Below are 24,231 nucleotides of genomic sequence, written 5' to 3' on the forward strand. Positions count from 1 at the left end.
ACCAGCAAAGCAGGACAATCCTGATGGAGATCATTGAAGACCGGCACGGGAAGCGCTCCACCATCTTTACCTCGCAGGTTCCGGTAAATAACTGGCACGAGGTCATTGGTGAACAAACGATAGCCGATGCTATTCTGGATCGCATCATCCATGACGCTCACCGACTTGAACTCAAGGGAGAATCCATGAGAAAGAAAAGAACTATCTTAACGGAAGATTTAACTGAAAACCAAAACTAAAACTCCGGCCATTATTAACCGAAAAACCGATACTGATCAAACCTCAATTTACCAGTTAACTTTGGGTGGTCACTTTGCCTCGGAAATTGGTGGTCAGCTTGCTCGGAATTTCCACTTTGCACACCTTCCCATGGATAGTAGAAGTAAATGGAGCATCGTTTGACAATACCACCTGGTAGGCGGAATGCTTGTGTATCTCTACCGTCAGATTGTGGGCGGTGAGCGCAAGAATAAATGGATTGCTTATTTGTTTTTTCATTTGAATTCCCATTACTATTACTATTTATCAATTTAACTTGAACTTGCCAATCTTCCTTTGTCCCGATCAACAGGGAATTTTCCCCAGGCAAAGCTAGTAAATAAGGGTCATTGGCAGCATTTAACACCATTAAATACCTGACAAACAGAGCATTACATATTTGATGAGTTTGTCCTTGATAAAATTGCTGAACGATTCGCTAAAGCCCCAACGGTGGACATATCCGATGCCCATCGTAATACGCGGCGACACCCGGGAACCCACTTGCAAACCAAATTCCACAGAAACAAAATTTTTATTGTACAGTTGCCAGGTTATTCCGGCCCTGTAATTTTATCTTTGAAAATTCCGATCGTGAATAAATATTAATTGATCGATGGCACATTAAGTGCTTCGGGAAAATTCGGCCTTTATGGGCCTGCTGGATACGATCCTAGTTAACATAAAGCTACTTATACAAATACCGTTCTATTGTTCAGTCAGTCAAAGGTTTTAGGTTTCGTTACAAATCTCAAAATGCCAATTGAAATCGTTGCAGAATAAATATTGCGGTTGGTCTAGAGCTTGTTGATCATCTGATCCCTTGCCCTGAGATAAATCCGCCCGTCCGGCTTGGCGCAAACTTTTACGTCGGCGGTTATGAATTTTGTACCCAACGGATGTCTTTCTCTTTCATACTTGCTGCATTAATAACCAAGTCAGTTGGTAATCCCTGATCGGGCAAGGGTCTGACTCTGATCCGTCCCGTTTCAGAATCTTTGAAGTTTTCGCACTTTACATTGCTGACGTAATTGCCCACGATCAGTTCCATAACTCAAATTAAGCAAAATGCGGAGTAAATCCGGCCAATTTGTGACTGTTAGCAATCGGCGCTAAAAAACTGTTCCGATTCCCTGTAGGTTTTTGAACCTTACCTCATTCCCCTTGATCTTCAACAGATCGCAAAACAGCTCGAAACCATTAAAGTGACATTGGATAAAATTCCTGTAATTGTCATCGAAGACATTTCTGCCATTACCCGAAGGAGATTGATTCAGAAGACTATTAATTTCATCGTCCCTGGAAAACAACTGTTTCTGCCCACGCTGCTATTGCTGGCCACTGACCAATTAAGAAAAGAGAAAAAGCCAACAAAAGCTCTGTTGCCTTCGGCACAGGTTATACTCCTTTACCGAATACTCAAACGCCATGAAGGATTTGATAACCTGCCCATGAAGAAGATCGCTGCTCGGCTAAAATATACTGGTGCGGCGATCTCCAAAGCAGCGGATAACCTCCGGCAACATAACCTTTGTGAGCTAAAAGGAACGAAGGAAAAGTTTATTCACTTTCCGCAGCCGGTCCCGGAGCTCTGGCACCACGCACTGCCGTTGTTGACCAACCCTGTGATCAAGAAGGTGTATGTAGATATCCTGCCCAAAAATGTCGTTTTGATGAAATCCAACACTTCAGCCTTGCCTGAGTATTCTGAAGTATCAGAATCGAAACAGCAATTCCGAGCAATAGAAAGAAACACATATTACGACCTTGAGAAAAAAGGAGCTCTCTTGAATGCCAACCCATACGAAGGAGACTATTGCTTGGAAGTTTGGAAATATGATCCAACAATACTAGTCGGGGATGCAACTGAAAATACCTATGTTTATCCATTATCTCTGTTCTTAAGCCTGAAAGATCGTCGAGACGAGCGCATCGAGCAGGCGCTTGAGAAAATCATAACGGATCATATATGGTAGATAACAGGACAATGAAATCTTTTAATTAGATGATTAACCTGGAACATATATTCGACGAAGCAGGATTTACCTGTCGGCAGTCAAAGGTGGGCTATATCACAGTCTACGCCTTCACGCGCGAAACTGCTGGTAGAAAGGAAAAGATCTATATAACGCACCGCGATTATTCGACGAGTCAGAATCCGAACAACAATAAATTTGAAACACCCTGGGTGAGGGTGACTTTCCAACGGGTGGAGCAGGTCATCGCGGAGGTGGCTGGTCTTTCACCCGATGATTTGGGCACGATCCATCAGCATGCGTTCCTTGAGGTTGGACTTCCGGGATTGGTCTTGGATAAGCGGCTGTTCAATGTGAATTCAGAGTCCGAGGAAAACATCTTTGCCGGCTACCTCAAAGAGTTTTATGACAAAGGCGCCAGACCTTTTTTTGAGCGTTACACTACCTTGGAGTCAGTGGATGAACAGATCTCTGCCCTTCCCGACGAGCAATTGCAGTCTTTTATCACCGACTCGGGGGGCAATATGGCGCTGCATCGCGCGCTAGTGATCAAAGTCCTGACTCGTAATCCAGGCACAATAGATTACCTCAGTACGTGGAAGAAAATACTCTTCGAAGACATCAACGATAGTACGGTGAAAAGAATGTATGACTTGTTATTAAAGTTTGCCGATAAACTTCAGATCCAGGAATAAAGTCTCGGCAGAACACGCTAGTGGTATTGCTTGATGCATGAATAACTCCAGCCTTGATACGATAACCTGTAGGCCCTGTCAGATCGGTGACCTGCTTTTAAAATTCGAAACATTTTCTACCTTCGTGCGGCAACAGGTTTCTTCGGGGATTTTCTTAGTCTCCTTTAGCGATACTGAGATGATTTTTTGTTGTTAATTTGTTGCTTACCCACATAACGCACTGATAATCAGGGCTTAGAATATGTTATATTGGTAAACGTCGCATCGAAAAGGCGATGGCCGCGGTGGCCTCCGAATACGATTTCGATGTACACTATCTGCCTTTCGAGCTCAACCCCGACATGCCCGCCGAAGGCAAGAACCAAAAACAATACCTGTCCAATAAATTTGGCGGGGACGCCCGCTATGAACAGATCACGCAACACACCACCCGCGTGGCCGGCGACGAAGGGTTGTCTTTTGACTTCTCAAAACAAAATGTTTCTCCCAATACGCGCCTGGCACACGTGCTCATCCAGGCCGCTGCCGAAGACGGCAAACAACTGGCCTTAACCGAAGCATTCTTCAAAGCCTATTTCACAGACGGCGTGGATCTTTCTAAAAAGGAAAATCTGATCAGCGTGGCTGTGGGTGCCGGTTGGTCAAAAGAAAAAGCCGAAGCTGTTCTTGCCGACGAGACCGCCCTCGCACAAGTGGCGTTCACAGAAAAAGAAATGTCCAAATTGGGTATCAGTGGTGTGCCTTTCTACATCATCAACAATAAGTACGGTGTGTCGGGAGCCCAGGCGTCTGATGCTTTTGTGAAGGCGTTCAAGGAGATCGGTGTGGAAATGGCACAGGGCGCGGCTTGCGATGTGGATGGCAATAACTGTTAATGAAAGTACAGCGTATTAAGTAGTGAGTCCTTAGTACATATAGTCCTGAGATTAAAACTAAGGACTATGTACTAAGGACTCACTACTCTCCAGACTACTTCTTCTTTTTTGCGGTCTGTGGTGCCGGTGGGGTGATGATGTCGCCTTCTTTGACGACGGCCGTCCAGAGGCTGGCTTTGCTGTCGTCGGTCCGGGTCCATAAGGGGGTGATGATTCCTTTGTAGGCGGAGATGCTGCTGCGTGTATCCAGGCCGGGGGCCTCTGTGGCCACGAAGGGTGTTTCGCTGATCTTTACGTTTTGAAAATTCGTGCCGCCGTTGGCCGTGTAGGCCATGTACACATCGGTTTGTGTGTCGTCATAGGCATGACGGTCGAAATACAGGATATACAAATTGCCATTGGTGGGGTCGATGACGGCGGCGGGATTGTATTGGTGTCCTTTGCTGTCTTCACCGATGCGAATGGGCGAGGTCCAGTTGTCGCCATAGTTGAGGGAGCGCATGAACCAGACGTCGGTGTCGTCGGCGCCGTTGCGTTGGTCGGTCCATACCAGGTAGAGGCTGCCCCGCAGTTTGCCTTTGCTTTTGTCGGTCAACAAGATCGGAAAGCCCTGGCTGCCGGCCACACCGGGGATCTTCAGGTTCCAGCCGGCGCGTTGTTCGGTTACACCGATATCGTTGGTGAGCCACATGCTGCCGCCGCTGAACGAGCGGTCCATAAATATTTTATTCTGATTGGCCCAGGTAACAAACGCTTTTCCATCGGACGTGATCGCCGGCATGGCGCCCTCGGCGCTGGAGCTTTCATCCTTGCAATCGCCGGGGGTTTGAGAGAGTTCGAAGGGCTTGCTCCACTTCTTTCCATTAGAGGATGTGCTGTACAAGATCCGCGACTGGCAGCTTGCCTCGTTGCTTTTATAGGCATCAAACTCCGTCCAGGCCACCAGCAAATTGTTTTTGGCATCTAACGTCACGCCGGGGCGGAATTGGTCTTTCGGGGCGTTGAGGCCCACTCCACCGCCTTCCTCCCAGGTCTTGCCACCGTCTTTGGAGATATGACAAAGGATCTGGTCAAGGCTCTTATCGTTCTTCAGGCCTTCCCCGCTGGGGTCCGACAAATGGAGGGCGTAGACCGTGCCGTTGTCGTCGGCAATCAGCAGCGGGCGACCGTACAGACCACCGGTTGATGTTAGCTTGGAGGGAGTCCAGGTCTTGCTTTCGTCGGATGAATAGTAAATATTGTCAGGGGCGGTGGCCACCACGATAGCCGGCGTTTTGTCGCCGCTCACGACGATGGAGGCTTCCAGGCCTGTGGCACCGGCGGGGGCGTCGGCTATCTTGATGTTCTTGATTTGGGCCTGTATACTATATGAGCATGAACACAACGCGAGCAACCAGGTGGTTTTTTTCATATGATCCTTTTTCGAGCCTGAATATACACAACGATAGTTTTGTGGATCAATATCAGGCTTTCTATTTATCACTGGCGACTGGCCACAACGGCTTCGATGATGATTCCGCCCACCGGTTTTTCGTACACGATTTCATTCCCAACTTCCCGCTGTGATACCCAAGTTGTAGAAATACTCCCCAAAATCGTTGACGGTTAGGAGCTTACCTCCCGCTAAAAAGGTGAGCTTTTTCCATTCGACCCCCGAAATCAGCATTTCGTCGCCAAAAATCAGGGGTTTTATTTTCTGTCCACCCTTTTGCAATCCCCTGATCAAGAAACTTAAATTCAAAAGTTATGATTAGAAAACTCTTGTTAGCATTACCTGTAGCAGGTATGATATTATTGGGAAGCTGCGATAAGAAAGAAAAAGAACAGCTTAAGGCCCAGGTTGACTCGCTGAAAACCGAACTTCAAACCAGCCAACAAACGGCCGCGCAATTGTCAGAGATCGGTACGTTGATCGATTCCATTGACGCCAGCCGTCAATTGCTTCGTACGGACGTTGTAGAAGGTACATCCTATACCGACTATAAGAGCCGCCTGCAAAGCATCAACAGCCACATCAAAGACACACAGACAAAGATCGCTCAACTTGAAAAGTCTTTGAAGAATGTGAAAGGTGGTTATGCAACAACCATCAAGAGACTGAAAGCCGACCTCGAACTGAGCACGCAACAAATCGCTGCGCTGCAAAGTGAAGTAGACCGGATGAGAGGCGAAAACACTGCCTTGGCCAAAACGGTGACCCAAAAGGACTCTATCCTTACTACCAAGCTTGAAACCATCAAGATGAAGGAGCAGGATGTTGCCAACCTGGAAGCTCGTGTAGAAGAAGTGAACGCAGCCTCCAAGGCCAGCCAAGCTGACTTGTATTTCGCACAAGCCCAAGCGCTCGAAACCGCTGCCGACAGAACCAAGTTTGCGCCCAAGAAAAAGAAAGAGACCCGTCGTGAAGCCCTTGAGCTTTACAAACTGTCGCTCTCCCTTGGAAAGTCTGAAGCGCAAGCCCGCATAGACGAACTCGAAAAAGAACTTTCCTAATTATAGATTTGGTAGTAGGTTTGATCAGGCTGATGTTGCAAAACATCAGCCTTTTCTATTTACGGCTGTCGATAAACTTCTTGATCTTTCTCCCGGCGTGCTGGAGCTTTTCCAATGCGGGTGGCGTGCTGAACAAGATGGTGGGAACCACGCGCAAACGCGATTGGAATGCGGCCCGCAACCGATCGGCGGTTTTCTCTTTTTGATCTTCCGTCGCCAGAATATGCAGGTTGAGTTCATCCGTTCCCAACTCGCCCGTCACGGCTTCGACGGCATAGTCTACGACGCCTTCCACCTGGTTGAGTATTTCGAAAATTCCGGGGGGATATAGGGTCGTGCCCTTCAACTTGATCATTTGTTGTTTTCTCCCGATCACCGGACCTAGTCGCACCGTTGTCCTTCCGCAGGCACAGGTGTCATGAAAGGCTGCGGCCATGTCGCCGGTCTTATAGCGCAGCAACGGCATGGCTTCCACGCCCAGGGTGGTGATGGTCACTTCGCCTACTTCGCCGGGTTTTACCGGCTTGTCGTCGGCGTCCAACACTTCGAGAATGATCAGCTCCGGGTGATGATGACCTCCTTTGCCTTCGCCACACTCGGTGAAGGCGGTTTGCATCTCCGTGGAGGCATAGGTGCTGTAGAGCTTGAGATCCCACGCGTCTACGATCTTTTTACCCAGGGCATTGTATTGCAGGTCGGCTGTGCGGAGGCTTTCGCCGATGCAGATCGCGCGCTGGATGGAACATTGCTGAAGGTCGATGCGATGTTCCTGGGCATATTCGATCAGCTTCACGATGAACGAGGGAACGCCCACGAGCACGGTGGGTCTGAGCCGTTGGATGGTTTCCCACTGCATGGCCGGCAACCCGGGTCCTACGCGGATAAGGCCTGCCCCCAATTTATGAATGCCTTGATAATAGGCGATGCCCGCCATGAATTGGCGGTCCAGTGTGAGCATGAGTTGATACAGGTCGCGGGACGAGCCGTCGGCGCAGGCAAACGAGATGCTCTCGTTATAGGCCAGGCGCTGCAAGTCGTTTTCGGTCAGGGCCACGATCACGGGGCTGCCCAGTGTTCCGGATGTGCTGGTATACTCTGCGATGCGCTCGCGGGGCACACAAAGAAATTCCCAATTGTGTTGTTGAAAATCGTCTTTCGTCGTGACGGGCAATGTGGCCAGGTCTTCCAGGCTTTTAACCGCCCCGATGTCGACGCGATGCGTTTCAAATTTCTTTTTGTAGAATGGGGAATGCGTGACCAGGTAGGTTAACGCGGTCTTTAGTTTTTCTTCCTGATAGCGTTTTATAGCCGCCGCCGATTGTCGTTCTATTTCCGGGATATGACTCATTGCTCAAGTATAACTACCGCACACGCTACCGTGGCGAGATGCGAAAGGGACAAATGTATTTTATTCCAGTTGTTTTGAAGCGCGATCGCCTTAAAATTTCCACGCAAATGAAGATGCGGCTGGCCGTTGGCATCGGGCACTACTTCGATTTCGGCCAGGTCGTAGCCCAGCGCGAGACCCTTGCCAGTGGCCTTCAAAAAAGCCTCCTTGGCGGCGAAGCGGGCGGCATAACTTTGCTCCGGGTGCGTTTGCGCCTCGCAGAAAGCAATCTCCTGTAAGGAAAAGATCTTCTCGCGAAAGCCGTTGTTCTTGCGCACTTTTTCCATGACGCGGTCCACTTCGATCATATCCATGCCCACGCCCACGATCATTTGATGCTGGCTTTACAATGCTCCAGATTTTTTTGCATGTGCTCCCGTTCTTGTTGCGTGGCCACTTCTTTTTTCAATCCTTCTTCATAAAACGGCATCGCCTTTTCCCATTCTTTGTGGTCGACATAGAAATCGCCGGCGAGCATATAGGCGTGATACGACTGCGGATTCCATTTCACCAGGCTATCCGGCATCAAATCCGTCCGTGGATTGAAGGGAAATCTATAGGGGTGAAATTTGATGTATTGCCGGTAGGCATTTGTCAGCAAGAATGAATCGGCCGGGATCGTCAGGTCTTGTTCGATGATCTCTTCATTGGCCATCATATTCTTTGCAAATACTTTTTTGAGATCGTAGCATACAAACTTGCCCAGTTGCCACGGCGCGGTGGAGATCCACACCAAACCTTTTTCCGGTTGAAAGATGATGCCGTGGTGGGCCACGAGTTGGTTGATGGCCTTCTCATTTCCCATGCCGATATCTTCGCCGCCCAGCCCTTGTTGATTCCGCAGGATGACCGCTGTCTTCTGCACAGAGTTCTTTCCCTGTTGTGCCAGCAATTCCTTTACACGCTTGAAGCGATACGGCGAAGCGCTGGTGGCCATGTGATCTTTGTTCAGTTGCGTCTCGCCCAACGTCTTGCCTTGAAAATGATTGGTGCTGACGATGTAGTTTTCGTTCGTCTCGAAAAAATCCATGCCATCGGGCGTTTTCTCGATGATGGCGGCCTTGCCATCGCGGGCGGAGCCAATGAGAAACGATTCGGCGACAAACATTTTTCGTTTGGCGGCAATGGCCTGGGCTTCTTTGATGTTGGTGGCGTATTGCAACATCTCGCGCGCCACCAGCGACACCGGTGTGGCGGAAGCGGAAGGGATCTCTGATTTTGCAGCGTTGATCGTGACGGTGAGCCCTTGATCGTTCATGCCCGACAACACGCCGGTCATGCCTCCAAACGTCACCATCATAAATTTGTGGCCCTTTGTTGGGTTGTAGAACGCGATGATCTTGTCGCGCGCGAATTCATCTCCCACATAAAAATCAAAATTGCGACCGATGATCAGCGTGCTGTCCTCCGACTGGTCGCCCCATGTGGCAAACGACGTGCAGCCCACCAGTGACATGTTCTGCAGGGCATGCCCGATGTCATGCGCGGCGTGATAGTTGAGAATGCGTTGATAGGGATCGGCGATGTCGTCGAAGTCGTGGGATGCGGCTTGTGATACGCCGTAGATCTCCTGTTTGTATTCGGTCGAGATATTGTCAGCAAGGTCGCGGTTGAACCAGCCTACAAAATATTTCAACATCCCGAGATAGAAATCCGATGGCACCAGGCGGTGGATCTGGTCGGTGAACACCTGTTCCTGGTATTGCACCAGGTCGTGAGTGAGTTTGCCGTTGGCCACGCCACGTTCATAGGGCGCTCCCTCGACATATAGCTCATAGAGACCGCTTTCGCTTTTGCGGAACCAGTCGTTCCTCCATTTATAAAGGCCCGAATCGGGTTGGGTCACGGCCTCGTCGAAGGCTTCGGTTGGCGTGATCATCGGAGGCGACGTTACGGCTACGGCGCGCACATAGATCAACAGCCCAGCGATGAGCAGCACGAGAATGCCGAATATCCAGGCCAGTACTTTAAGAAACTTCTTGAGCATTCTTGATCTTTTCGATGAGATAGTCCATTCCCAACAGCTGTGAGCAGGTGAGCACGGAGCTTACCGTTACACCCAACACCCCGTGGAGATTGAGATTCTGTCCCGTCAACAATAAGTTGGGTATTTTGGTGCGTGGTGAAATAAAGGTCTTCAGGGGGTCGCGATAGTCTTTTGTGAGTCCGTATAGGGAGCCATCGCTGGTGCCGATGTAATCGCGGGCCGACAGCGGGGTGGCCGATGTATAGGAATGGATCGCGTCGCGGAAGCCGGGGAACTTGCGGTCCACATAGTCGATCAGGATTTCCGATTTCTCCCGTTTAAACTCGTCATAATCTTCACCACGGCTCTCTTCTTCGGACACGGTGTTGAATGTATCCTTCCATTTTTCCACATCCTCGTAGCGCATATAGGCCATGATGGTGACACCATCGGTATATTCATCGTTCATCGACGAGGTGGTGTAGAAAAGGGCAAAGCCCATGGGCCAGTTTTCGGCGTTGTAGTTCACCACCGCCCAGGGATCCTGGGTTTCGAAATAATAATAATTATGGTTGAGGTGTTTGAAGCTGTCCTTCTTCATCACCACGTTCACATAGAACGTGCCGATGGAGTTCTCCAGGTTCATAATACGGTGACGGTAGGCTTTTTTGATGACCTGGCTCTCCACCATCTCCAGCGTTTGGGCCGGATGGATGTTTGAGATGAATTGCTTGCCATAAAAGCGTTCGCCTTTATCGGTCTCCACGTAGCGGATCTCGCCGCCTTCTTCCTGGAATTTCACGACCTTGATATGCTTCACGATCTTGCCACCCATCGAATTTATTTCGCGGTGGAGATAGCGCGCGATCTGCGAGCCGCCATTCACAAAACGATACGAGCTTTCAATGTAGCTGTTCACAATGAGGGCGTGAACGTAAAGCGGTGTTTTGTAGGCCGAGCCGGCATAGAGCAAGTTGTTTCCGGCCAGCACGCTTTGCAATTTTTTATTGTCGGTGATCGACTCCAGATAGGTCTTGGTGTCGGTTTCCAATGCCGACATCTTATCGAACAATCCGCCGCCGCTACGGAGATTGTAGAGCGGGAATTGGAGACACACTTCCCTGATCTTGGCACAGTAGGTGCGAATGGCCGCTTCATCCTCGGGAAAATAACCGACCATCGTGTTGATGAAATTTTCATAGCCTTGGGCGTACTTGTACACCACCGGGTCGCCTTCAAAGAGGATGGCATCAAACACATCTTCGTCCATCTTCCGGAGTTTGAGCTTGTGCATGATGCCCAGGTAGCGGAAAAGCTGGTAGAGGTTCTGGCCCTTATCCAAGCCGCCCACATAATGGACGCCGGAGTCGAAGATCACGCGGTCGCGCACATAGGTCTGCAAATTGCCGCCGATCTGTTTGTTCTTTTCCAGCACAATGACCTTGTAGCCCTCCTTTGCCAGGATCGTGCCACACGCCAGGCCCCCGAGGCCACTCCCCACAATCACCACATCGTATTCGTTCATGAATTCTTAAAATTAGCCGGATGAAGTCAAAACACCCTGATTTTCAGGTTTGTTCAATTTTTTTCAAACACAAAAATAACATTCGAGGTAAACTTTGCATCATCCTGCTGCGCTACTTTTAAACCGTGTTTCCGGGCCAGGGATGTAAGGTTTTGGCCCGAAACAAAATTCAGGGCATTGACCGACTTGTTGAACTTGAGGAGCTTCACCGAGAAGAATTCCGTGAGTTTCGTACCCTTGTGGCGTTCCTTCAGGTCGGCATTGCCATCGCGCACAATGAGTTTGCCACCGGGGTTCAGCGCCTCGAAACAGCGCGTCAGCAAGGCTTCCTGCGCATTTGTTTCCAGGTAGTGCAGCACGTCGCTGATGATGATCACGTCATATTTCTCCAACGGAAATTGTGTAACGTCGGCGCAGAAGAAATTCAAACGCCCGGTGCGCGCATAACCGTGAAGGGCGGTTTCGATCTTATCTTCATCATAATCCACGCCGGTGATGATGCGGTCCGGTGAAAGAAATTGCAGCATATAGCTGAGAAATCCATAGCCACAGCCCAGGTCCAGGATGGTCGCTTTAAGCGGGATCATGCGGTGGAAGGGCTCGTAATTCTTCTCCAGCCGCAGTTTCACGCGCATGTACCACTCCAGTATAGGCCCCTTATAGAGGTAATTAGAAATCAATCGGTAAGCATAATAATCCGGGGTCTCGATCGCCTTTGCCAGGGCAGCATACTCCTGTTTGAAATAACGGCTTATCCCCTTCGTGCGCTCGGAATAGGTTGTTCCGAAACGCGGATCGTTGGGTTCGATGCGCGGGAGGAATTTCAAGGTGAGCTCGCCTTTGTTGAGATAGAACGTTCCCTTGGGAATGGCGTCGGCCGCGCCGTGAATGAGCAAGGGCTGAATGGCGACCTTGAGTTCCTCGGCCATAAAGAACGCGCCTTTGTGAAAGCGTCTCAGTTTGCCGTCTTCGGATCGTGTGCCCTCGGGGAATACCACCACGGAATATCCTTCGTCTACGCGCGCCTGCAATCGCTCAATCCCCTCCTCGGCTCCCTCCATCACCGGGTAGTAATCGGCTAACCGCACCACCCCGCCAAACACGGGCGATTTCCAGACCCACTCGTTGGTGAGCAAAATCAGTTTGGGGTGGAGCAGGGTGCTGAGCAAAATGTCGAGCACCGACGAATGATTGGCAATGATCACGCTGGCTTTTGAAAACGTATCCGGCTGGCGGCCGATCACGCGTTTCTTGACGGTGGGTTCAAAATAAATGAGCGACCAGGTGATGTACCGGATCATGGTATGATACACGATCTTTATTTTCTTTTTTCCAAAAGGGATCAGGCGAAAAACAAATCCGATCAACGTAAGCAACAGGGCACCTAGTACAAATAAACCATAGGTGAAACCCGTGCGCAAAATCCCAACCCAGGTCATCGGTGCAAAACCTTTCTTCGTGCGATTTGTGATAAGCCAGCGAAACAAATAGGGCTCCAGGGTCTGCGACATGATGAACACGCAAACAATGCCGATGATGGAAATAGACGCAATAGAACGCAGCGCCGGGTGCTTGGCAAAGATCAACACACCCAAGCCGGCAATCGTGGTCGCTGCCGACAACAGTATCGAGATGCGAATCGAGGGAAGGTTCTTCCGGCCATAGGCATATTCCTGTTGCAATCCATCCATGATGAATATGCTATAGTCGTCCCCCAATCCAAAAATGAAGGTTGACACCATCACGTTGATGATATTGAATTCAATACCCGCCAGCGCCATGATGCCGAGGATCCAGATCCAGGTGATGAACATGGGCACGAAGGTGATGAGCGTTAGCTCGATGCGACCAAACGACAGGAACAAGGCTCCGAACACCAGCAAGGCGGTGAAGGTGACAATGAAATTGAAGTCGGCGTGCACATACTCTACAAAAAGATTGGTGAGCATTTGGCGATCGAACGATTGCGCCGGCGTACGTTCCAGTTGTTTATAAACAAACGGCTTCTTTGCCGGATCAACATTGGCCAGCGAGATCACGGTTGCACGACCGTCTTTTTCAATGATATAGTCATCAAAGAATGCCGCACGAATGCCGGACATATCTTCGGAAGAAGCCGGTTGATACGTTTTGGTGATGAGCTGATCAAAGTTGCCGATCACGGTTTGTGAAAACTTCAACGCCGTAGCTTCCCTTTTCACCGTCGCGATGACGGTTTCTTTTCTTTGCGCCGACCAGAATTCATTCCAACGGGCGATGCGCACGCGCTGGAGAGAATCGGAGATGAGGAAAAGGGATACGGAGGAGAATTTATGAAGGGCGTGTTCCTCTTTCAACGACTGCAACACCGGTGTGGCCTGCTCATTTTTTCGAAGTGCCTCTTCCAGCGTGCGGCCCGTCGAAACAACATACACGGCACTGAGTGAAGCTTTATTCACTTTCTCCAGACGCTCTTGCGCCTGCCGCGTCTCCTCGTGCATGAAATTCAGCTTGCCCATGTCGCTGTTGAAAGAAACGCGTCCGGCAAAATAGAGGAACACGGGGGTTGCCAGGAGAATGATGATCACCATCATTTTGGGAGACTCGAATTTCAGCAACATGCGCTCGATCCTTCCCTCCTCTTCCACGTGTGCCGGAAACATTTGTGCGGAAATGAAATGGGGCAAAAAAATCAGCGAACACAACGAAGCCCCGATCAGACTGAAGGCCGCGAACAATCCCAGATCGCGCAACACTGCCGCGTTGGCAAACTGCAAACAGAAAAACGCCAGCACCGTGGTGGCGCTACCCAGGGTCATAGGTGCCACCAGGTCTTTGATGACGACTTTCACGTCGTGTGTATGCTTTAGGTGGGCCAGGAAATGCAGGGAATAGTTGACCGCGATCCCCAGGATGACCGAACCGGCGGCCAGGGCCAGGATAGAGACCGTCCCTTTCAACAAATAAATACAACAGAGTGAAAATACACCGCCAAATAATACAGGGATCAGGATAAGAAACGGCACCCGCTTCTTCCGGAAATAACCAATGAGCAACACGGCCAGCAATACCACCATCAGGCCCACCGTGAGCATCGAGTCGCTGCGCAATTGGTTAGCATTCCCTACCGCCACCGCGGACGCTCCAAAGTAAGACGCCATTACCGGCGAATGGGCCGGCGTTGTCTCTTCCACGATCTTGTTTAGCGCAGCAATAAATTTTGTGTTGTTGCCTGTTTCGCTGGGACCGTATACCGGTTGAATAAAAAACAGCAAGTGCCGGTGATCTTTCGTGATGATGTAGCCATCGTACAACTCAAAGTTCTCGTCGTATTGCAATTGACGCAGTTTCTTCAGGGCCAGGAAAGAGAAACCTAAAGGATCTTGTACAATGATCCGCTTCAACGCCACACCTGCCGGAGAGATCAGTTGCTGATAATTTTCATTCAAGATCTTTTGAACATTCTCCGGACGGCTCAACGAATCCAACTGCCGGTAGTCTTTTTCATCGAGGAAGATGGGCAGTTGCGTTTGAATGGCGCGGAACACTTCCATCACCTTCTCGTCATCGACCCGGGTCACCATTTGCTTCACGTAGGGCTTCAGGTCCGTGTCGATGCGGGCGGCGATGGCTTCGGCGCGGGCGATGAGGCTGTCGGGCTCGGGAGCTGTGGTACTGTCTTTCACCGACACCATCACGACCATGCGTTCGACGAACTTGGAGTTTTTGAACACATAGTTCAATTCCTCCACCCGGGGATCGTCCGGAAAAAACTTGGTGATGTCCTCTTCCAGTTCGATCCGCGATGCGCCGGCTCCCAACAAGGCGAACAGGCCCAGGAACACCGCCCAGAACAAGGGTTTGCGCCGTTGAAAGAAATCGTACAGGAAAAGAAAGATCCGGGCCATAATCAGGATTGCCGACGCTTAAAGAGTTTCAACCCCACGTAGGTCAATCCCCCAAAAATAACACCTGCCACGACAGCCAGCGTAGTGGCACCGAGAACATATTGGAAAAAATTTTGCCACATCAGCTCCAGCGTGATGTTCCTGCTGAAGGAGAGGTATTGTGCCTTCTCGCCCATCCAAATCCGGCCCGTGTAGTGGCTCAAAAAAAGGATGATGGGAATCATGGGCGGTATGCTGATGTTGGCCGCGATAATGACCAACGCTTTGTTCAATCGAAAAGCAAACGATAGCGCTATGGCAATGACCAGTTGAAATCCCCACAAGGGAACAATACCCATAAAAATGCCAAAGCCTACCGAGAGGGCTTTGACGGCGTCGGTTTCATGTTCGCCGAAAAGCTGCTCACGGACGAATTGCCCGAAGTTTTTTTTTTAAAGCTTCTGAAGAAGTCGCGGGGGTGGATGTACAACAAGGCGATGGTGACCAGGAACGTGTTCAAAATGCTGATGCGCGTGAAATCCTTGAACGGCCGGAAATGCGAGATCCGCTCTTCGCGGGGAGCATAAAACACCCGCACTGGCACTTCCGCCATCTCGATGCCGCGCCATGACGAACGCACCAGCACCTCGATCTCGAATTCGAATTTGCGCGTGATGAACGAAGTATTTTGTAAGAGTTTCACCGGGTACAGCCGGTAGCCGCTTTGTGTATCGTTGCGCTTCAACCCTGTCTCCACCCAAAACCAGAAGTTGGAGAACTTGTGCCCAAAACTGCTCTTGCCCGGCACGCTGGCCTGGTCCATGTTGCGCACCCCAATGATCACCGCCGCCGGATGTTCTTCCAATGCGCTGATGAATTTAGGCAGGTCCACGGCAAAATGCTGTCCATCCGAATCGATCGTGATGGCATAGTCATACCCCATCTCCACCGCGCGCCTAAATCCTTGACGCAGGGCATAGCCTTTTCCTTTGTTGGGGAGATAGCTGACGAGATCGACTTGGGGAAATTGTTTTAAGATCTCAGGTGTAGTATCCGTTGCTCCGTCGCAGACCACGATTACCTGGCTGGTATACTCGAGCACATCGCGGATCACCTGGCCGACCGTCAGCTCATTGTTGTAGGTCGGTATCAGCACGCATACTTTCTTTTGCTCCGCTAACGCTTGGAATGCTGCAGGTTCCATCAGGCAATTTTCAGCGTGGCTTTTAATTTGAAGAAGGTGACCGCGCCGGCAAACAGTGTGGCGTTCACTACCCATTGGCCGGGCTCTTCGGTATAGGTAAGACTGGCCTCCACATCTTTGTTCTGATCGGGATTGATCACCGAAAGAAACTTCATGTTGTCGGCTTCGGCGATGCGCAAGGTCTTTTTAGTGGTGACCTCCATCAGCTCGCGCACGATCTGCATCATACACACTCCGGGCACGATGGGCAGGCCGGGAAAGTGACCGTCGAAGATCTTGTGGTCGCGGCGGAGGGCAAGCGTGGCTTTCACGGTGCCGGGAGCGGCTTCGTGGTGTGATAGCGTATAAAAATCGTTGAGCAACATCATTCTTTTGTGATACGTGCCAGTTTAATCTGCATGTTGAACGTGTGGTGCTTCAGTTCCAGCATGTCCGGCGAGGGATAAGGCGATCCGGGCAGCTGCACCGTCACCTTGCGTTTCCGGGGAGCGCCCCATTCCAACCTGCGCAAAGAAGCACAATCTTTACTGGTAATAAAATAGGCGGTTTCCTTTTTTTGCCGCACCCCGAAGAAAACCTCCTCTCCTTCCGTCCAGCGCTGGTACACGCCCTGGCGGAATGGCAGCCCTAAAACCAATTCGAAGTCTTTCCGAAGGGTCTGGATCACCGCTTTTTTGTTGAGCTGGTGGATGGCATTATATACTTTGAAGTCGCCGTTGGTGAGAAATCCGAAGTCGAAGAACGTCACCCCGGCTTCGTTGGTGAACACCACGCGGTAGGAACTGTCGGGCATGTGTTTGACCAGCAGCAAGCCACTGATATGCCTTCCCACCACATCCACATCGGCATTGTACCACGACGTGTTTACCCGTGCAGGAACGATCCTGGCCGCGCATGCGTCATCGGGGGCTGTTGCTTGCAGCCCCTTGTAGTCGGAGGCGCATCGCATGAGCAGCAGACAGCCGATGCTAAAGAGAAAACAGCGCATCGGCCAGCGTGGTGTTTAAGGTTTTGTCGGTGAAGGAAATCACCGTTTTGTCGCCCGAGGGTTCGTTCATCTCGATGGATCGGGCCGTGTAATCTTTTTTCTCCACTTGCAACACGATGGTTTGGAAGAACTCCTTCAAGGTTTTTGAAGTGGGAGTCATTTCCAGCAAGTAGCCTTTCTCGTTCTCGAACACTTTCGTGGTAAAATCTTTGCTATCGAGGATAGTGCCCTGCACGCAGTCGATCATGATGCGATTGACCTGTTGAAAAAGCTTATTCGATTTTACGTTGATCCGGTTTTCCTTCTGATCGTTCTTGACAAGCATTTTGTCGCCGTTCATCACGATGAGGTAGTGAAAGGGCTTTTGATAATCGATGCGCACGCGATTGCTGCGTTGAAACCAGAACTTACCGGTAGAGGTGATCGTCTCCGTGAGCGCCGTCAGCGTTTTCACCTGGGTGAAGTTGCTGGTGATCGTCGACACTTTTGCCGACTCGGTGGCGAATTGTTTTTTGAACGCTGCCAGGTCGGCTACCGGTTTGAAGCCGGTGTATTGCGCCTTCGCGGGATGAGAACTCAGCAAGGCAATGCCCATCAGCAATCCCAACAGGTTAAAAAAAATGGTTGTCTTTCTTTCACGCATACGCTCGCTCGTTCAATAGTTCGTCAACCCTCACAATTTTCAATCCACGTTTTGCCACGTGATCCAGAAATGCGGGGAGGATGTCGAGGGTGATATCACAGTAGTCGTGAAACAGCACGACGTCGCCACCTTTCAGGGATCTTGTCACGCGCTGCATCAACAGGGCGGCGTCCTTGCTCACAGTGTCGAACGACCGCACGCTCCACCCGATGGTTTTGTATCCGCCTTTCTTCACGGCTGAGGCCAGCATGGGGTTGGTCACGCCATAAGGAGGACGAAAGAAAGTGGGTCTAGCCCCAATGGTCTCTTCGATAACCTTGTCGGTATCGGTCAACTCCTTGGCTATTTGCGAAGCGGTCTGCAGATCGAACGTGGCAGCATGCCAGTAGCTATGATTGCAGATCAGATGGCCCGCGGTATGGATCTCTTTTGTCAGTTGAGGATGGGCGGCAATGCGATTGCCGATGCAGAAGAACGCTGCCTTCACGCCGCGCGCTTTTAAGATCTCCAGGGCTTTTTCGGTGTTGCCCGGGATCGGTCCGTCGTCGAATGTGATGGCAATGCTGTTGGAGCCGTGGTCACCCTTGTACCGCACCGGAAGAAAAAACTGCGCCGACAAGACCGACGTTCCATATCCGACTATCCCCAAGTAAATAATCGCCAGGATCAAATAATACCACCACGGCAAAGTTTCCATGGCATCGTACGCCACCATGGCTGCCAGGGCAACAATGAACACGATCGTGATGGTTTTGTATTTCAACATGCTTCGAGTAAAATCAGCGAGTGGTATTTACCAAAGTACGAATTAAAGATCAGCACGCGTTGCAGCGGCCGGTTGGCTTTCCCGATCGAAACGCTTTCCGGAACAGTTTGGGTTTCGATCATCCGGGCTGCCAGCCACACGGCAAAAGCGGTGGCGGTAGGATATTCTCCTGAAAGATGTTTGAAGTGGCCCTTGGCGCTGGAGGGAAAAAGTGAGCCTGCTGTACTTTGCAAAACGGCTTCTTCCGAAGCGTCGCCTTGTGTTCCCATTAAAAGCAAGTCGATGTCTGCTGCCTTCAGGTTGGCATCGGCCAGGAATTGATGCACGCCGTTGTTCAATGCCGTTTCGTCGGCGTTATAAAATGTTGCCAGCGAATGGATCGAAACTTTGTCCTGGCTGCTCTTCTCTCCGGATAAAACAAAATACGCTACCCCTTCTCCGTTTATGGCGCCGGCGTGGTGTTCGTCTGTGAAGATCCCAAAGCGTTGTTGAATGGCGTGGCTGGTGTCGGTGATCTCGTCGGCAGCACCCACCAAAAAATATTGAGCGGGTGTTTCCTGCAATTCCATCAACGCATCCAATAAAGCATTCTCAAATGAAAATGCGCGCTGCGTATAGGTTTGATTGTAGCCTTGGCATTGCAGCAACAAGGCAATCTGCGAACCGATGGTGTTGTGCGTGGATTGAATGAACGGCGTCGGGTTGAGCGCGTGCTCTACGTTGCTGATCATTTTGCTGAGGAAAATTCCGGTGTCTTCCAGGCATCCATAGCTGGTGCCCGTGATGATGCCGTCGGGTACGGTGATGCCGGCATCTTTCAGGGCCATGCTCCCGGAGGCCACACCCATTTTCAAAATGCGACTCATACGGCGCAGTTGGCGCACGTCCATGAACTGCGTGTAGTCCGGCTCCACGCAGGCAAAGCGATTTCCGTTGGCCAGCACAGGCGTTTCCAGCAACGGTGAATCACCCCAGGTTTGCTGCGGTGAGATGTTGCCTTTGCCTTTGATGTAGATCGCCATACGCTATACGTTCGCCAACCGGAAAGACCGGCGTTTAATTTTTTGAAAATATGATAGAAGAGCAATTACCTCCAAAACCAAAGGAGTTGCTCATCACATGGTTTACGGTTATACCCGATTCAAAACTTTTCTGAGGAACAATGCCCACCTCGGGGATCGGTGTTTCAAAACGCAGGTTCGGAAAAACACATTGCTCCCGGATCGCCATCACGGAGAACACCGCCTCAATTCCCCCACTGGCACCGAGCGTGTGGCCCGTAAACGCTTTGGTGGAACTAAGCCTCGGGTAACGGTCACCATACAGACGCGCGATGGCTGTGCCTTCCGAGAGGTCGTTGTTCAATGTGCCGGTGCCGTGAAGATTGATGTAGTCGATATCCTGCGGTGAAAGTCCGCTCATGGCCAGCGCTTTCTGCATCGCTCCAAACGAGCCCCGACCTTCCGGCGATGACGCGGTTTGGTGATAGGCATCGTTGGTATTCGCATAGCCATTGACATACGCCGAAGCCTTTATTTTCTCTGCCTCCAGGACACGATCCGAAACCAGCACGACAAACGCTGCCCCCTCACCCAGGTTCAACCCCGCGCGACTCGCATCGAACGGCCGGCAAGGTTGCTGATCCAGGATCATGAGACTGTTAAATCCGTTGAGAGTGAACTTCGACAGTGCATCGGTCCCTCCGGCAATGACCACATCCAGTTGGTTGTGCTTGATGAGTCGCGAACCCAATGCAATGGCATTCACCGACGATGAACACGCCGTGTTGATGGTGGAAATAAATCCATTCACTCCCAGGTCATCGGCGATCAATTCGGTCGACATGCCGCATTCGTGATGCAGCACGTTGCGCAGCTTGCCCTTGGTGTTATCGGCGAGATAGTCGATGAAAAAGTTTTCCGTTCTGTCCATCCCTCCCACGGTGGTGGCGGAGATCACGCCCGTGCGCCAGCGCTTGATGTCCACCTTCGAAGCTTTTACGGCTTCGCGCGCTGCATAGATCCCCAACAACGCCGTGCGCGACGTGTGGGCAGGCATCCAGAGCGTATCGCAAAGACCTTCATTGGAAAGCTTGACCTCGCCGACAGGGAGCACATTCTTGTGGACGGAATCAAACAGCGTGATGTGCCCGATGCCGGAGCACTGTGCCTGAAATGCGGCCAGTGTTTCGGAGACGGAATTTCCGATGGCGGAGATGATGCCGGTGCCGGCCACGTGCACGGTGCCTTTCAAGGGATCAGGAAGGTTGGTTGGCTCGGATGTACTCGGCGATGGTCTTCACCGATTTGAAGATCTGCGGGCCGTCCTGTGGATTGGCCAGCTTGATGTTGTAGTGTTGCTGCAGCAGCACGATCAGTTCCAGGGCGTCGATCGAGTCGAGTCCCAAACCTTCCACAAAAAGCGGCTGATCGTCGCCGATATCTTCGGGTTTCAAATGCTTCAAATTCAACGCCTCGATGATCTGCTTTTTCAGATCGGCCATCAACTGTTCCATAATTTACTGATAAAGTTTTCGAAGTTGTTCTGCAGTATGTTCCGGCATTCCGGCGGGTTGCTGTTTTTCCAGCAAATATAAGAAAACATCGTGTTGGTCACCCAGCACATCCACCCAGCCTGCCATGCAGGCCTGGGTCTTGTCGGTGGCCATCACCAGCTCCACATACGTGTGCAGCAAGTCAGGGTCAAACGCCGGCGTCACAAAGAAGGCATTCTCTCCTTTTATGCCCTGCCGGATGCAAATCTCGCCGCCCACGATGTTGGCCAGCGTATACACGAATAAGGCCGGGCTTGCCAGTGTTTTGGTCGATTCGTAGTAACGAATGTCGGTATCCAGGCTGGCGTGGGCGTTGGCCAGGACCAAAGCCACCTGCTCCGGTGCATACCGTGACAACAAGGGTGCGTCTTTCACCAGCATCTCGGCTCCCAGGAAACCCAGCTTAGAAGCCCGGTCCATCTTGTAAAATTTCGGGTATGGGATGCTCAAAGCCTGCAGGGCAGCGTCGAGGAAGTCGTCCAGGGTGCCTTCCGCTTGGGTAAAGACCGGCTGGCCCTGGTTGTACAGGGTGCGGTTGTGAATGCGGCAATATCGGGTGATGGCAGACACGGATCAGAGTGCGTCTAACCGTTCGCTCACGTCGATCAATTTTGCGAGGCGCTTCAGCGACCCGGCGTGATCTTTCACATACGGGTTGCTTTGATCCCACACATAACCCGCCAGCACCGAGCAGATCTGACGTTTGATCTCAGGGTCGGGATTTTTGGAGAAGAATATTTTCTCCAGGGTGCCATCGTACCAGGCCATCACATAGGTCCGGAACGTGTCTACGCCCTGGCGGATAAAATTCGTATAGTCGTTGTCCCAGTCCACGTTCTCGCCCTTCAACTTGCGGATCACCATCTTGCTGGCGATATGGCTCGATACAGTGGCGAACATCACACCGGAGGAGAAAATCGGGTCGAGGAACTCGGTCACGTTGCCCGTGAGCACAAAGCCGTGGCCATAGAACTTGTCGGTGGTTGCCGACCAGGCTTCCAGCTTGCGGGGCTCAAACACCCATTCCACATCGCCAAAGCGTTGTTTCAGATAGGCGTTGCCATCGATGAAGGTTCTGAACTGGGATGAGGGATCGCCCCCCATCGCGTTGAAATAGTCAAAGCTGCCCACGAAGCCCAGCGACGTGACGCCGGTCGAAAAGGGAATGATCCATGACCAGATGCCGGGCGCATACATCACGGCGATGATGCGGTTGGGTTCGTCGTGGTTGTTGCGGTGAATGTCGTTCACGTGGGCAAACACGGCCTTCCGCGGGTCCAGGTTGGACGGTTTGTCCAGGTTGAACAGGCGCGGGATCACCCGGCCATAGCCACTGGCATCGATGATGTAGCGGGCTTCTATTTTTTCGGTCGTGCCGTCTTTCTTTTCAACGGTGGTGATCGAACTTTCGTCGGGTTGGAATTCAATGGCCGTTACGGTGGTCTCGAAATCTACGGGCACGCCGCGGCGTTGCACATCGGTGATGAGGGTCAGATCGAACTCTGCCCGTTGCACCTGCCACGTCCACGTCCATCCTTTGGAGAATTGATCGGAGAAATTGAAGTCGGAAACTTTCTCCTCCTTCATGAACTTCGCACCAAACTTCTCCTGAAATTTCTTGGCCTTCACGGCATCCAAAAACTCCGCGTCCTCCAACACCTCCATACACCGCGGCAACAAGCTTTCGCCGATCACAAAACGCGGGAACTTCTCGCGCTCCACCACGCGAACCGAAAGGCCCGCCTTATGAATCATCGCTGCGGACACCGACCCCGCCGGTCCCGCACCAATCACCAAAACATCAATTTTATTCATGCTCCTTAAATAATATTTGATACTTCTATTTTTGTCTTCTTTGCCTTGCCCGCCGAAGCTTTAGCGAAGGAGGGCCTGCCCGCCGACTTGCCCGTCGTAGCTTTAGCGAAGACGGGAGCTTTAGCGAAGGCGAGGCGGCTAAGATTCCGCTGGCTGACACACCAACAAAGTATGACTCACCCCAATGTAATCCTTCTCCTCCACCACTTTCAACCCCGCGCGCTCCACACACTTGATGAACACCTTCGAATCGTACATCTGGCTATTTCCATTCGCCATCACTGTAAAATACAAAGACGTCTGTTGCAGCGAGAACGCCGACGCCTCAAACCGCTGACGGTCCCAGAATGTCTCGAGGATAAAAATTCTTCCACCCGGATTCAATGCCTTTTTGCATCGCGTCAGGATCGACACGATCTCGTCGTCCGAGAAGCAATCCAGGAACTGGCTCATCCACACGGCATCAAATCCCTGGGGAAATTTATGCGAGTCGTCCAGCACGTTGCCGGGATGAAACTTGATGCGGTTGCCATAGCCCAGCGACTCGATCTTGCCTTTTGCTCCATCCACATAGCCGGGCAAATCCATGATGGTGATGTTCACATCCGGATCGTGCGCAAAGCTCTGCATCGACCACTTGCCGGTGTTCCCGCCAATATCCAGCAAGGTCTTCGGTTTGTAGTGATACACGTGCGGAAGCACTTCGGGGAATGCATAGTCGGAATAGAAGTGATCGAACGAGAACCAGCTCTTCTTGGCTTTTTCGGGAAGGTTAGTCGACAAGGCCTGGTAAATGGTGGGCCACTCGCCGAAAACTTTGAGGCCTTCGGGCTTTTGATTCTTGATGCTCTCCTCCAGGAAGTACATGCCGTTGTAGCACACGTCGTGTGTGAAGTCCATGTTCACTTTGGTGAGCTCGTCGTGCAGAATGAAGTAGGTTGTCTTTGTGATCTTGTATTTTCCTTCAGAGAGAACGAGCAGGCCGATACCGAGCCCAGCCTCTACCAACACGCGGATGCCATAGGCCGGGAGATCTATTTTTCCGTTGAGTTGTTCCAGCGTAATGCCTTCTCTGTGGGCTTCCACGGTGGTTAAAATTCCACTGTCGCGCAACACGCGGGTGGCCTGGAAAACGAACGGTGCAAACGTGATCCATTGTGCTTCCTCTTTTGCCTGCAGGGCCGTCAGTTTTTCTTTCTCGTAAAAATTCATGTTTAAAA

24 protein-coding genes are annotated in these 24,231 nt (G+C 51.2%); 5 read left to right on the forward strand and 19 right to left on the reverse strand.

Annotation, left to right across the window (positions count from 1 at the left end; genetic code table 11):
* Window positions 1-239, forward strand: a 239-nt coding sequence (locus BUB30_RS14080; protein ID WP_178377111.1) for an ATP-binding protein, incomplete at its 5' end; no start/stop codon positions are given.
* A 55-nt stretch (window positions 240-294) separates the two neighbouring features.
* Here BUB30_RS14080 and BUB30_RS14085 read toward each other — a convergent pair.
* Window positions 295-498: a hypothetical protein gene (locus BUB30_RS14085; RefSeq protein WP_221408721.1), complete on the reverse strand. Its 204-nt coding sequence runs from the start codon at window positions 496-498 to the stop codon at window positions 295-297.
* A gap of 971 nt (window positions 499-1,469) precedes the next feature.
* On the opposite strand from BUB30_RS14085, the gene BUB30_RS14090 reads away from it, so the two are divergent.
* The 3 genes from BUB30_RS14090 (at window position 1,470) to BUB30_RS14100 (ending at window position 3,804) form a co-directional block, all read left to right on the forward strand.
* Window positions 1,470-2,234 (forward strand): MarR family transcriptional regulator, encoded by a 765-nt coding sequence (locus BUB30_RS14090; RefSeq protein WP_178377112.1) that lies wholly within the window; start codon window positions 1,470-1,472, stop codon window positions 2,232-2,234.
* A gap of 29 nt (window positions 2,235-2,263) precedes the next feature.
* Window positions 2,264-2,929, forward strand: a complete 666-nt coding sequence (locus BUB30_RS14095; RefSeq protein ID WP_073135210.1) for a hypothetical protein — start codon at window positions 2,264-2,266, stop codon at window positions 2,927-2,929.
* A 248-nt stretch (window positions 2,930-3,177) separates the two neighbouring features.
* Window positions 3,178-3,804, forward strand: a complete 627-nt coding sequence (locus tag BUB30_RS14100; protein ID WP_262485807.1) for a DsbA family oxidoreductase — start codon at window positions 3,178-3,180, stop codon at window positions 3,802-3,804.
* Window positions 3,805-3,898: 94 nt separating this feature from the next.
* On the opposite strand, the gene BUB30_RS14105 is transcribed toward BUB30_RS14100, so the two are convergent.
* Window positions 3,899-5,215: a sialidase family protein gene (locus BUB30_RS14105; protein WP_073135214.1), complete on the reverse strand. Its 1,317-nt coding sequence runs from the start codon at window positions 5,213-5,215 to the stop codon at window positions 3,899-3,901.
* A 335-nt stretch (window positions 5,216-5,550) separates the two neighbouring features.
* On the opposite strand from BUB30_RS14105, the gene BUB30_RS14110 reads away from it, so the two are divergent.
* Window positions 5,551-6,297, forward strand: coding sequence for a coiled-coil domain-containing protein (locus BUB30_RS14110; RefSeq protein WP_143164926.1), 747 nt, complete (start codon window positions 5,551-5,553; stop codon window positions 6,295-6,297).
* A gap of 55 nt (window positions 6,298-6,352) precedes the next feature.
* Here BUB30_RS14110 and BUB30_RS14115 read toward each other — a convergent pair whose 3' ends face one another.
* The 17 genes from BUB30_RS14115 to BUB30_RS14190 form a co-directional block, all read right to left on the reverse strand.
* Complete coding sequence (locus tag BUB30_RS14115; RefSeq protein WP_073135218.1) at window positions 6,353-7,645, reverse strand: flexirubin biosynthesis putative acyl-CoA ligase FlxY; 1,293 nt, start codon at window positions 7,643-7,645, stop codon at window positions 6,353-6,355.
* Window positions 7,642-8,016: a holo-ACP synthase gene (gene acpS / locus BUB30_RS14120; RefSeq protein WP_073135220.1), complete on the reverse strand. Its 375-nt coding sequence runs from the start codon at window positions 8,014-8,016 to the stop codon at window positions 7,642-7,644. Before acpS ends, BUB30_RS14115 begins: the two co-directional genes overlap by 4 nt.
* Window positions 8,013-9,671, reverse strand: coding sequence for a C45 family autoproteolytic acyltransferase/hydrolase (locus BUB30_RS14125; RefSeq protein WP_073135222.1), 1,659 nt, complete (start codon window positions 9,669-9,671; stop codon window positions 8,013-8,015). Before BUB30_RS14125 ends, acpS begins: the two co-directional genes overlap by 4 nt.
* Window positions 9,652-11,175 carry a phytoene desaturase family protein gene (locus BUB30_RS14130; RefSeq protein WP_073135224.1) on the reverse strand — a complete coding sequence of 508 codons (1,524 nt, stop codon included), beginning with the start codon at window positions 11,173-11,175 and terminating at the stop codon, window positions 9,652-9,654. Before BUB30_RS14130 ends, BUB30_RS14125 begins: the two co-directional genes overlap by 20 nt.
* A gap of 53 nt (window positions 11,176-11,228) precedes the next feature.
* Window positions 11,229-15,062 carry a trifunctional MMPL family transporter/lysophospholipid acyltransferase/class I SAM-dependent methyltransferase gene (locus BUB30_RS14135; protein WP_073135226.1) on the reverse strand — a complete coding sequence of 1,278 codons (3,834 nt, stop codon included), beginning with the start codon at window positions 15,060-15,062 and terminating at the stop codon, window positions 11,229-11,231.
* 2 nt (window positions 15,063-15,064) lie between these two features.
* Window positions 15,065-15,400 carry a DUF2062 domain-containing protein gene (locus BUB30_RS35620; protein ID WP_245804098.1) on the reverse strand — a complete coding sequence of 112 codons (336 nt, stop codon included), beginning with the start codon at window positions 15,398-15,400 and terminating at the stop codon, window positions 15,065-15,067.
* Between the two features lie 14 nt (window positions 15,401-15,414).
* A complete protein-coding gene (locus BUB30_RS14140) occupies window positions 15,415-16,245 on the reverse strand; it encodes a glycosyltransferase family 2 protein (RefSeq protein ID WP_245804099.1) in 831 nt (276 codons plus the stop codon).
* The gene (locus BUB30_RS14145; RefSeq protein WP_084138122.1) at window positions 16,245-16,613 is read right to left on the reverse strand and encodes an ApeI family dehydratase; all 369 of its coding nucleotides are present in this window, start codon (window positions 16,611-16,613) and stop codon (window positions 16,245-16,247) included. The genes BUB30_RS14140 and BUB30_RS14145 overlap by 1 nt, the downstream gene beginning before the upstream one ends.
* Window positions 16,610-17,233 carry a flexirubin biosynthesis protein LolB2 gene (locus BUB30_RS14150; protein WP_073135230.1) on the reverse strand — a complete coding sequence of 208 codons (624 nt, stop codon included), beginning with the start codon at window positions 17,231-17,233 and terminating at the stop codon, window positions 16,610-16,612. The genes BUB30_RS14145 and BUB30_RS14150 overlap by 4 nt, the downstream gene beginning before the upstream one ends.
* Window positions 17,214-17,876: a flexirubin biosynthesis/transport protein LolA2 gene (locus BUB30_RS14155; protein WP_073135232.1), complete on the reverse strand. Its 663-nt coding sequence runs from the start codon at window positions 17,874-17,876 to the stop codon at window positions 17,214-17,216. Before BUB30_RS14155 ends, BUB30_RS14150 begins: the two co-directional genes overlap by 20 nt.
* Window positions 17,869-18,642 carry a polysaccharide deacetylase family protein gene (locus BUB30_RS14160; protein WP_073135234.1) on the reverse strand — a complete coding sequence of 258 codons (774 nt, stop codon included), beginning with the start codon at window positions 18,640-18,642 and terminating at the stop codon, window positions 17,869-17,871. Before BUB30_RS14160 ends, BUB30_RS14155 begins: the two co-directional genes overlap by 8 nt.
* The gene (locus BUB30_RS14165; RefSeq protein ID WP_084138123.1) at window positions 18,636-19,664 is read right to left on the reverse strand and encodes a beta-ketoacyl synthase N-terminal-like domain-containing protein; all 1,029 of its coding nucleotides are present in this window, start codon (window positions 19,662-19,664) and stop codon (window positions 18,636-18,638) included. Before BUB30_RS14165 ends, BUB30_RS14160 begins: the two co-directional genes overlap by 7 nt.
* A gap of 34 nt (window positions 19,665-19,698) precedes the next feature.
* Window positions 19,699-20,895 carry a beta-ketoacyl-[acyl-carrier-protein] synthase family protein gene (locus BUB30_RS14170; RefSeq protein ID WP_143164927.1) on the reverse strand — a complete coding sequence of 399 codons (1,197 nt, stop codon included), beginning with the start codon at window positions 20,893-20,895 and terminating at the stop codon, window positions 19,699-19,701.
* Between the two features lie 4 nt (window positions 20,896-20,899).
* The gene (locus BUB30_RS14175; RefSeq protein WP_073135236.1) at window positions 20,900-21,157 is read right to left on the reverse strand and encodes a phosphopantetheine-binding protein; all 258 of its coding nucleotides are present in this window, start codon (window positions 21,155-21,157) and stop codon (window positions 20,900-20,902) included.
* 3 nt (window positions 21,158-21,160) lie between these two features.
* Window positions 21,161-21,766: a beta-ketoacyl-[acyl-carrier-protein] synthase family protein gene (locus BUB30_RS14180; RefSeq protein ID WP_073135238.1), complete on the reverse strand. Its 606-nt coding sequence runs from the start codon at window positions 21,764-21,766 to the stop codon at window positions 21,161-21,163.
* A 3-nt stretch (window positions 21,767-21,769) separates the two neighbouring features.
* Window positions 21,770-23,011: an NAD(P)/FAD-dependent oxidoreductase gene (locus BUB30_RS14185; RefSeq protein WP_073135240.1), complete on the reverse strand. Its 1,242-nt coding sequence runs from the start codon at window positions 23,009-23,011 to the stop codon at window positions 21,770-21,772.
* 138 nt (window positions 23,012-23,149) lie between these two features.
* Complete coding sequence (locus BUB30_RS14190) at window positions 23,150-24,223, reverse strand: methyltransferase (protein ID WP_073135242.1); 1,074 nt, start codon at window positions 24,221-24,223, stop codon at window positions 23,150-23,152.
* Window positions 24,224-24,231 lie beyond the last annotated feature (8 nt).

It is taken from the genome of Chryseolinea serpens (assembly GCF_900129725.1).
Classification (GTDB): domain Bacteria; phylum Bacteroidota; class Bacteroidia; order Cytophagales; family Cyclobacteriaceae; genus Chryseolinea; species Chryseolinea serpens.

Coding starts and splice junctions, on each gene's coding strand:
- BUB30_RS14085 (WP_221408721.1), bottom strand. CDS start 498: ATGAAAAAACAAATAAGCAATCCATTTATTCTTGCGCTCACCGCCCAC.
- BUB30_RS14095 (WP_073135210.1), top strand. CDS start 2,264: ATGATTAACCTGGAACATATATTCGACGAAGCAGGATTTACCTGTCGG.
- BUB30_RS14105 (WP_073135214.1), bottom strand. CDS start 5,215: ATGAAAAAAACCACCTGGTTGCTCGCGTTGTGTTCATGCTCATATAGT.
- BUB30_RS14110 (WP_143164926.1), top strand. CDS start 5,551: ATGATTAGAAAACTCTTGTTAGCATTACCTGTAGCAGGTATGATATTA.
- BUB30_RS14115 (WP_073135218.1), bottom strand. CDS start 7,645: ATGAGTCATATCCCGGAAATAGAACGACAATCGGCGGCGGCTATAAAA.
- acpS (WP_073135220.1), bottom strand. CDS start 8,016: ATGATCGTGGGCGTGGGCATGGATATGATCGAAGTGGACCGCGTCATG.
- BUB30_RS14125 (WP_073135222.1), bottom strand. CDS start 9,671: ATGCTCAAGAAGTTTCTTAAAGTACTGGCCTGGATATTCGGCATTCTC.
- BUB30_RS14130 (WP_073135224.1), bottom strand. CDS start 11,175: ATGAACGAATACGATGTGGTGATTGTGGGGAGTGGCCTCGGGGGCCTG.
- BUB30_RS14135 (WP_073135226.1), bottom strand. CDS start 15,062: ATGGCCCGGATCTTTCTTTTCCTGTACGATTTCTTTCAACGGCGCAAA.
- BUB30_RS35620 (WP_245804098.1), bottom strand. CDS start 15,400: ATGGGTATTGTTCCCTTGTGGGGATTTCAACTGGTCATTGCCATAGCG.
- BUB30_RS14140 (WP_245804099.1), bottom strand. CDS start 16,245: ATGGAACCTGCAGCATTCCAAGCGTTAGCGGAGCAAAAGAAAGTATGC.
- BUB30_RS14145 (WP_084138122.1), bottom strand. CDS start 16,613: ATGATGTTGCTCAACGATTTTTATACGCTATCACACCACGAAGCCGCT.
- BUB30_RS14150 (WP_073135230.1), bottom strand. CDS start 17,233: ATGCGCTGTTTTCTCTTTAGCATCGGCTGTCTGCTGCTCATGCGATGC.
- BUB30_RS14155 (WP_073135232.1), bottom strand. CDS start 17,876: ATGCGTGAAAGAAAGACAACCATTTTTTTTAACCTGTTGGGATTGCTG.
- BUB30_RS14160 (WP_073135234.1), bottom strand. CDS start 18,642: ATGTTGAAATACAAAACCATCACGATCGTGTTCATTGTTGCCCTGGCA.
- BUB30_RS14165 (WP_084138123.1), bottom strand. CDS start 19,664: ATGGCGATCTACATCAAAGGCAAAGGCAACATCTCACCGCAGCAAACC.
- BUB30_RS14175 (WP_073135236.1), bottom strand. CDS start 21,157: ATGGAACAGTTGATGGCCGATCTGAAAAAGCAGATCATCGAGGCGTTG.
- BUB30_RS14185 (WP_073135240.1), bottom strand. CDS start 23,011: ATGAATAAAATTGATGTTTTGGTGATTGGTGCGGGACCGGCGGGGTCG.
- BUB30_RS14190 (WP_073135242.1), bottom strand. CDS start 24,223: ATGAATTTTTACGAGAAAGAAAAACTGACGGCCCTGCAGGCAAAAGAG.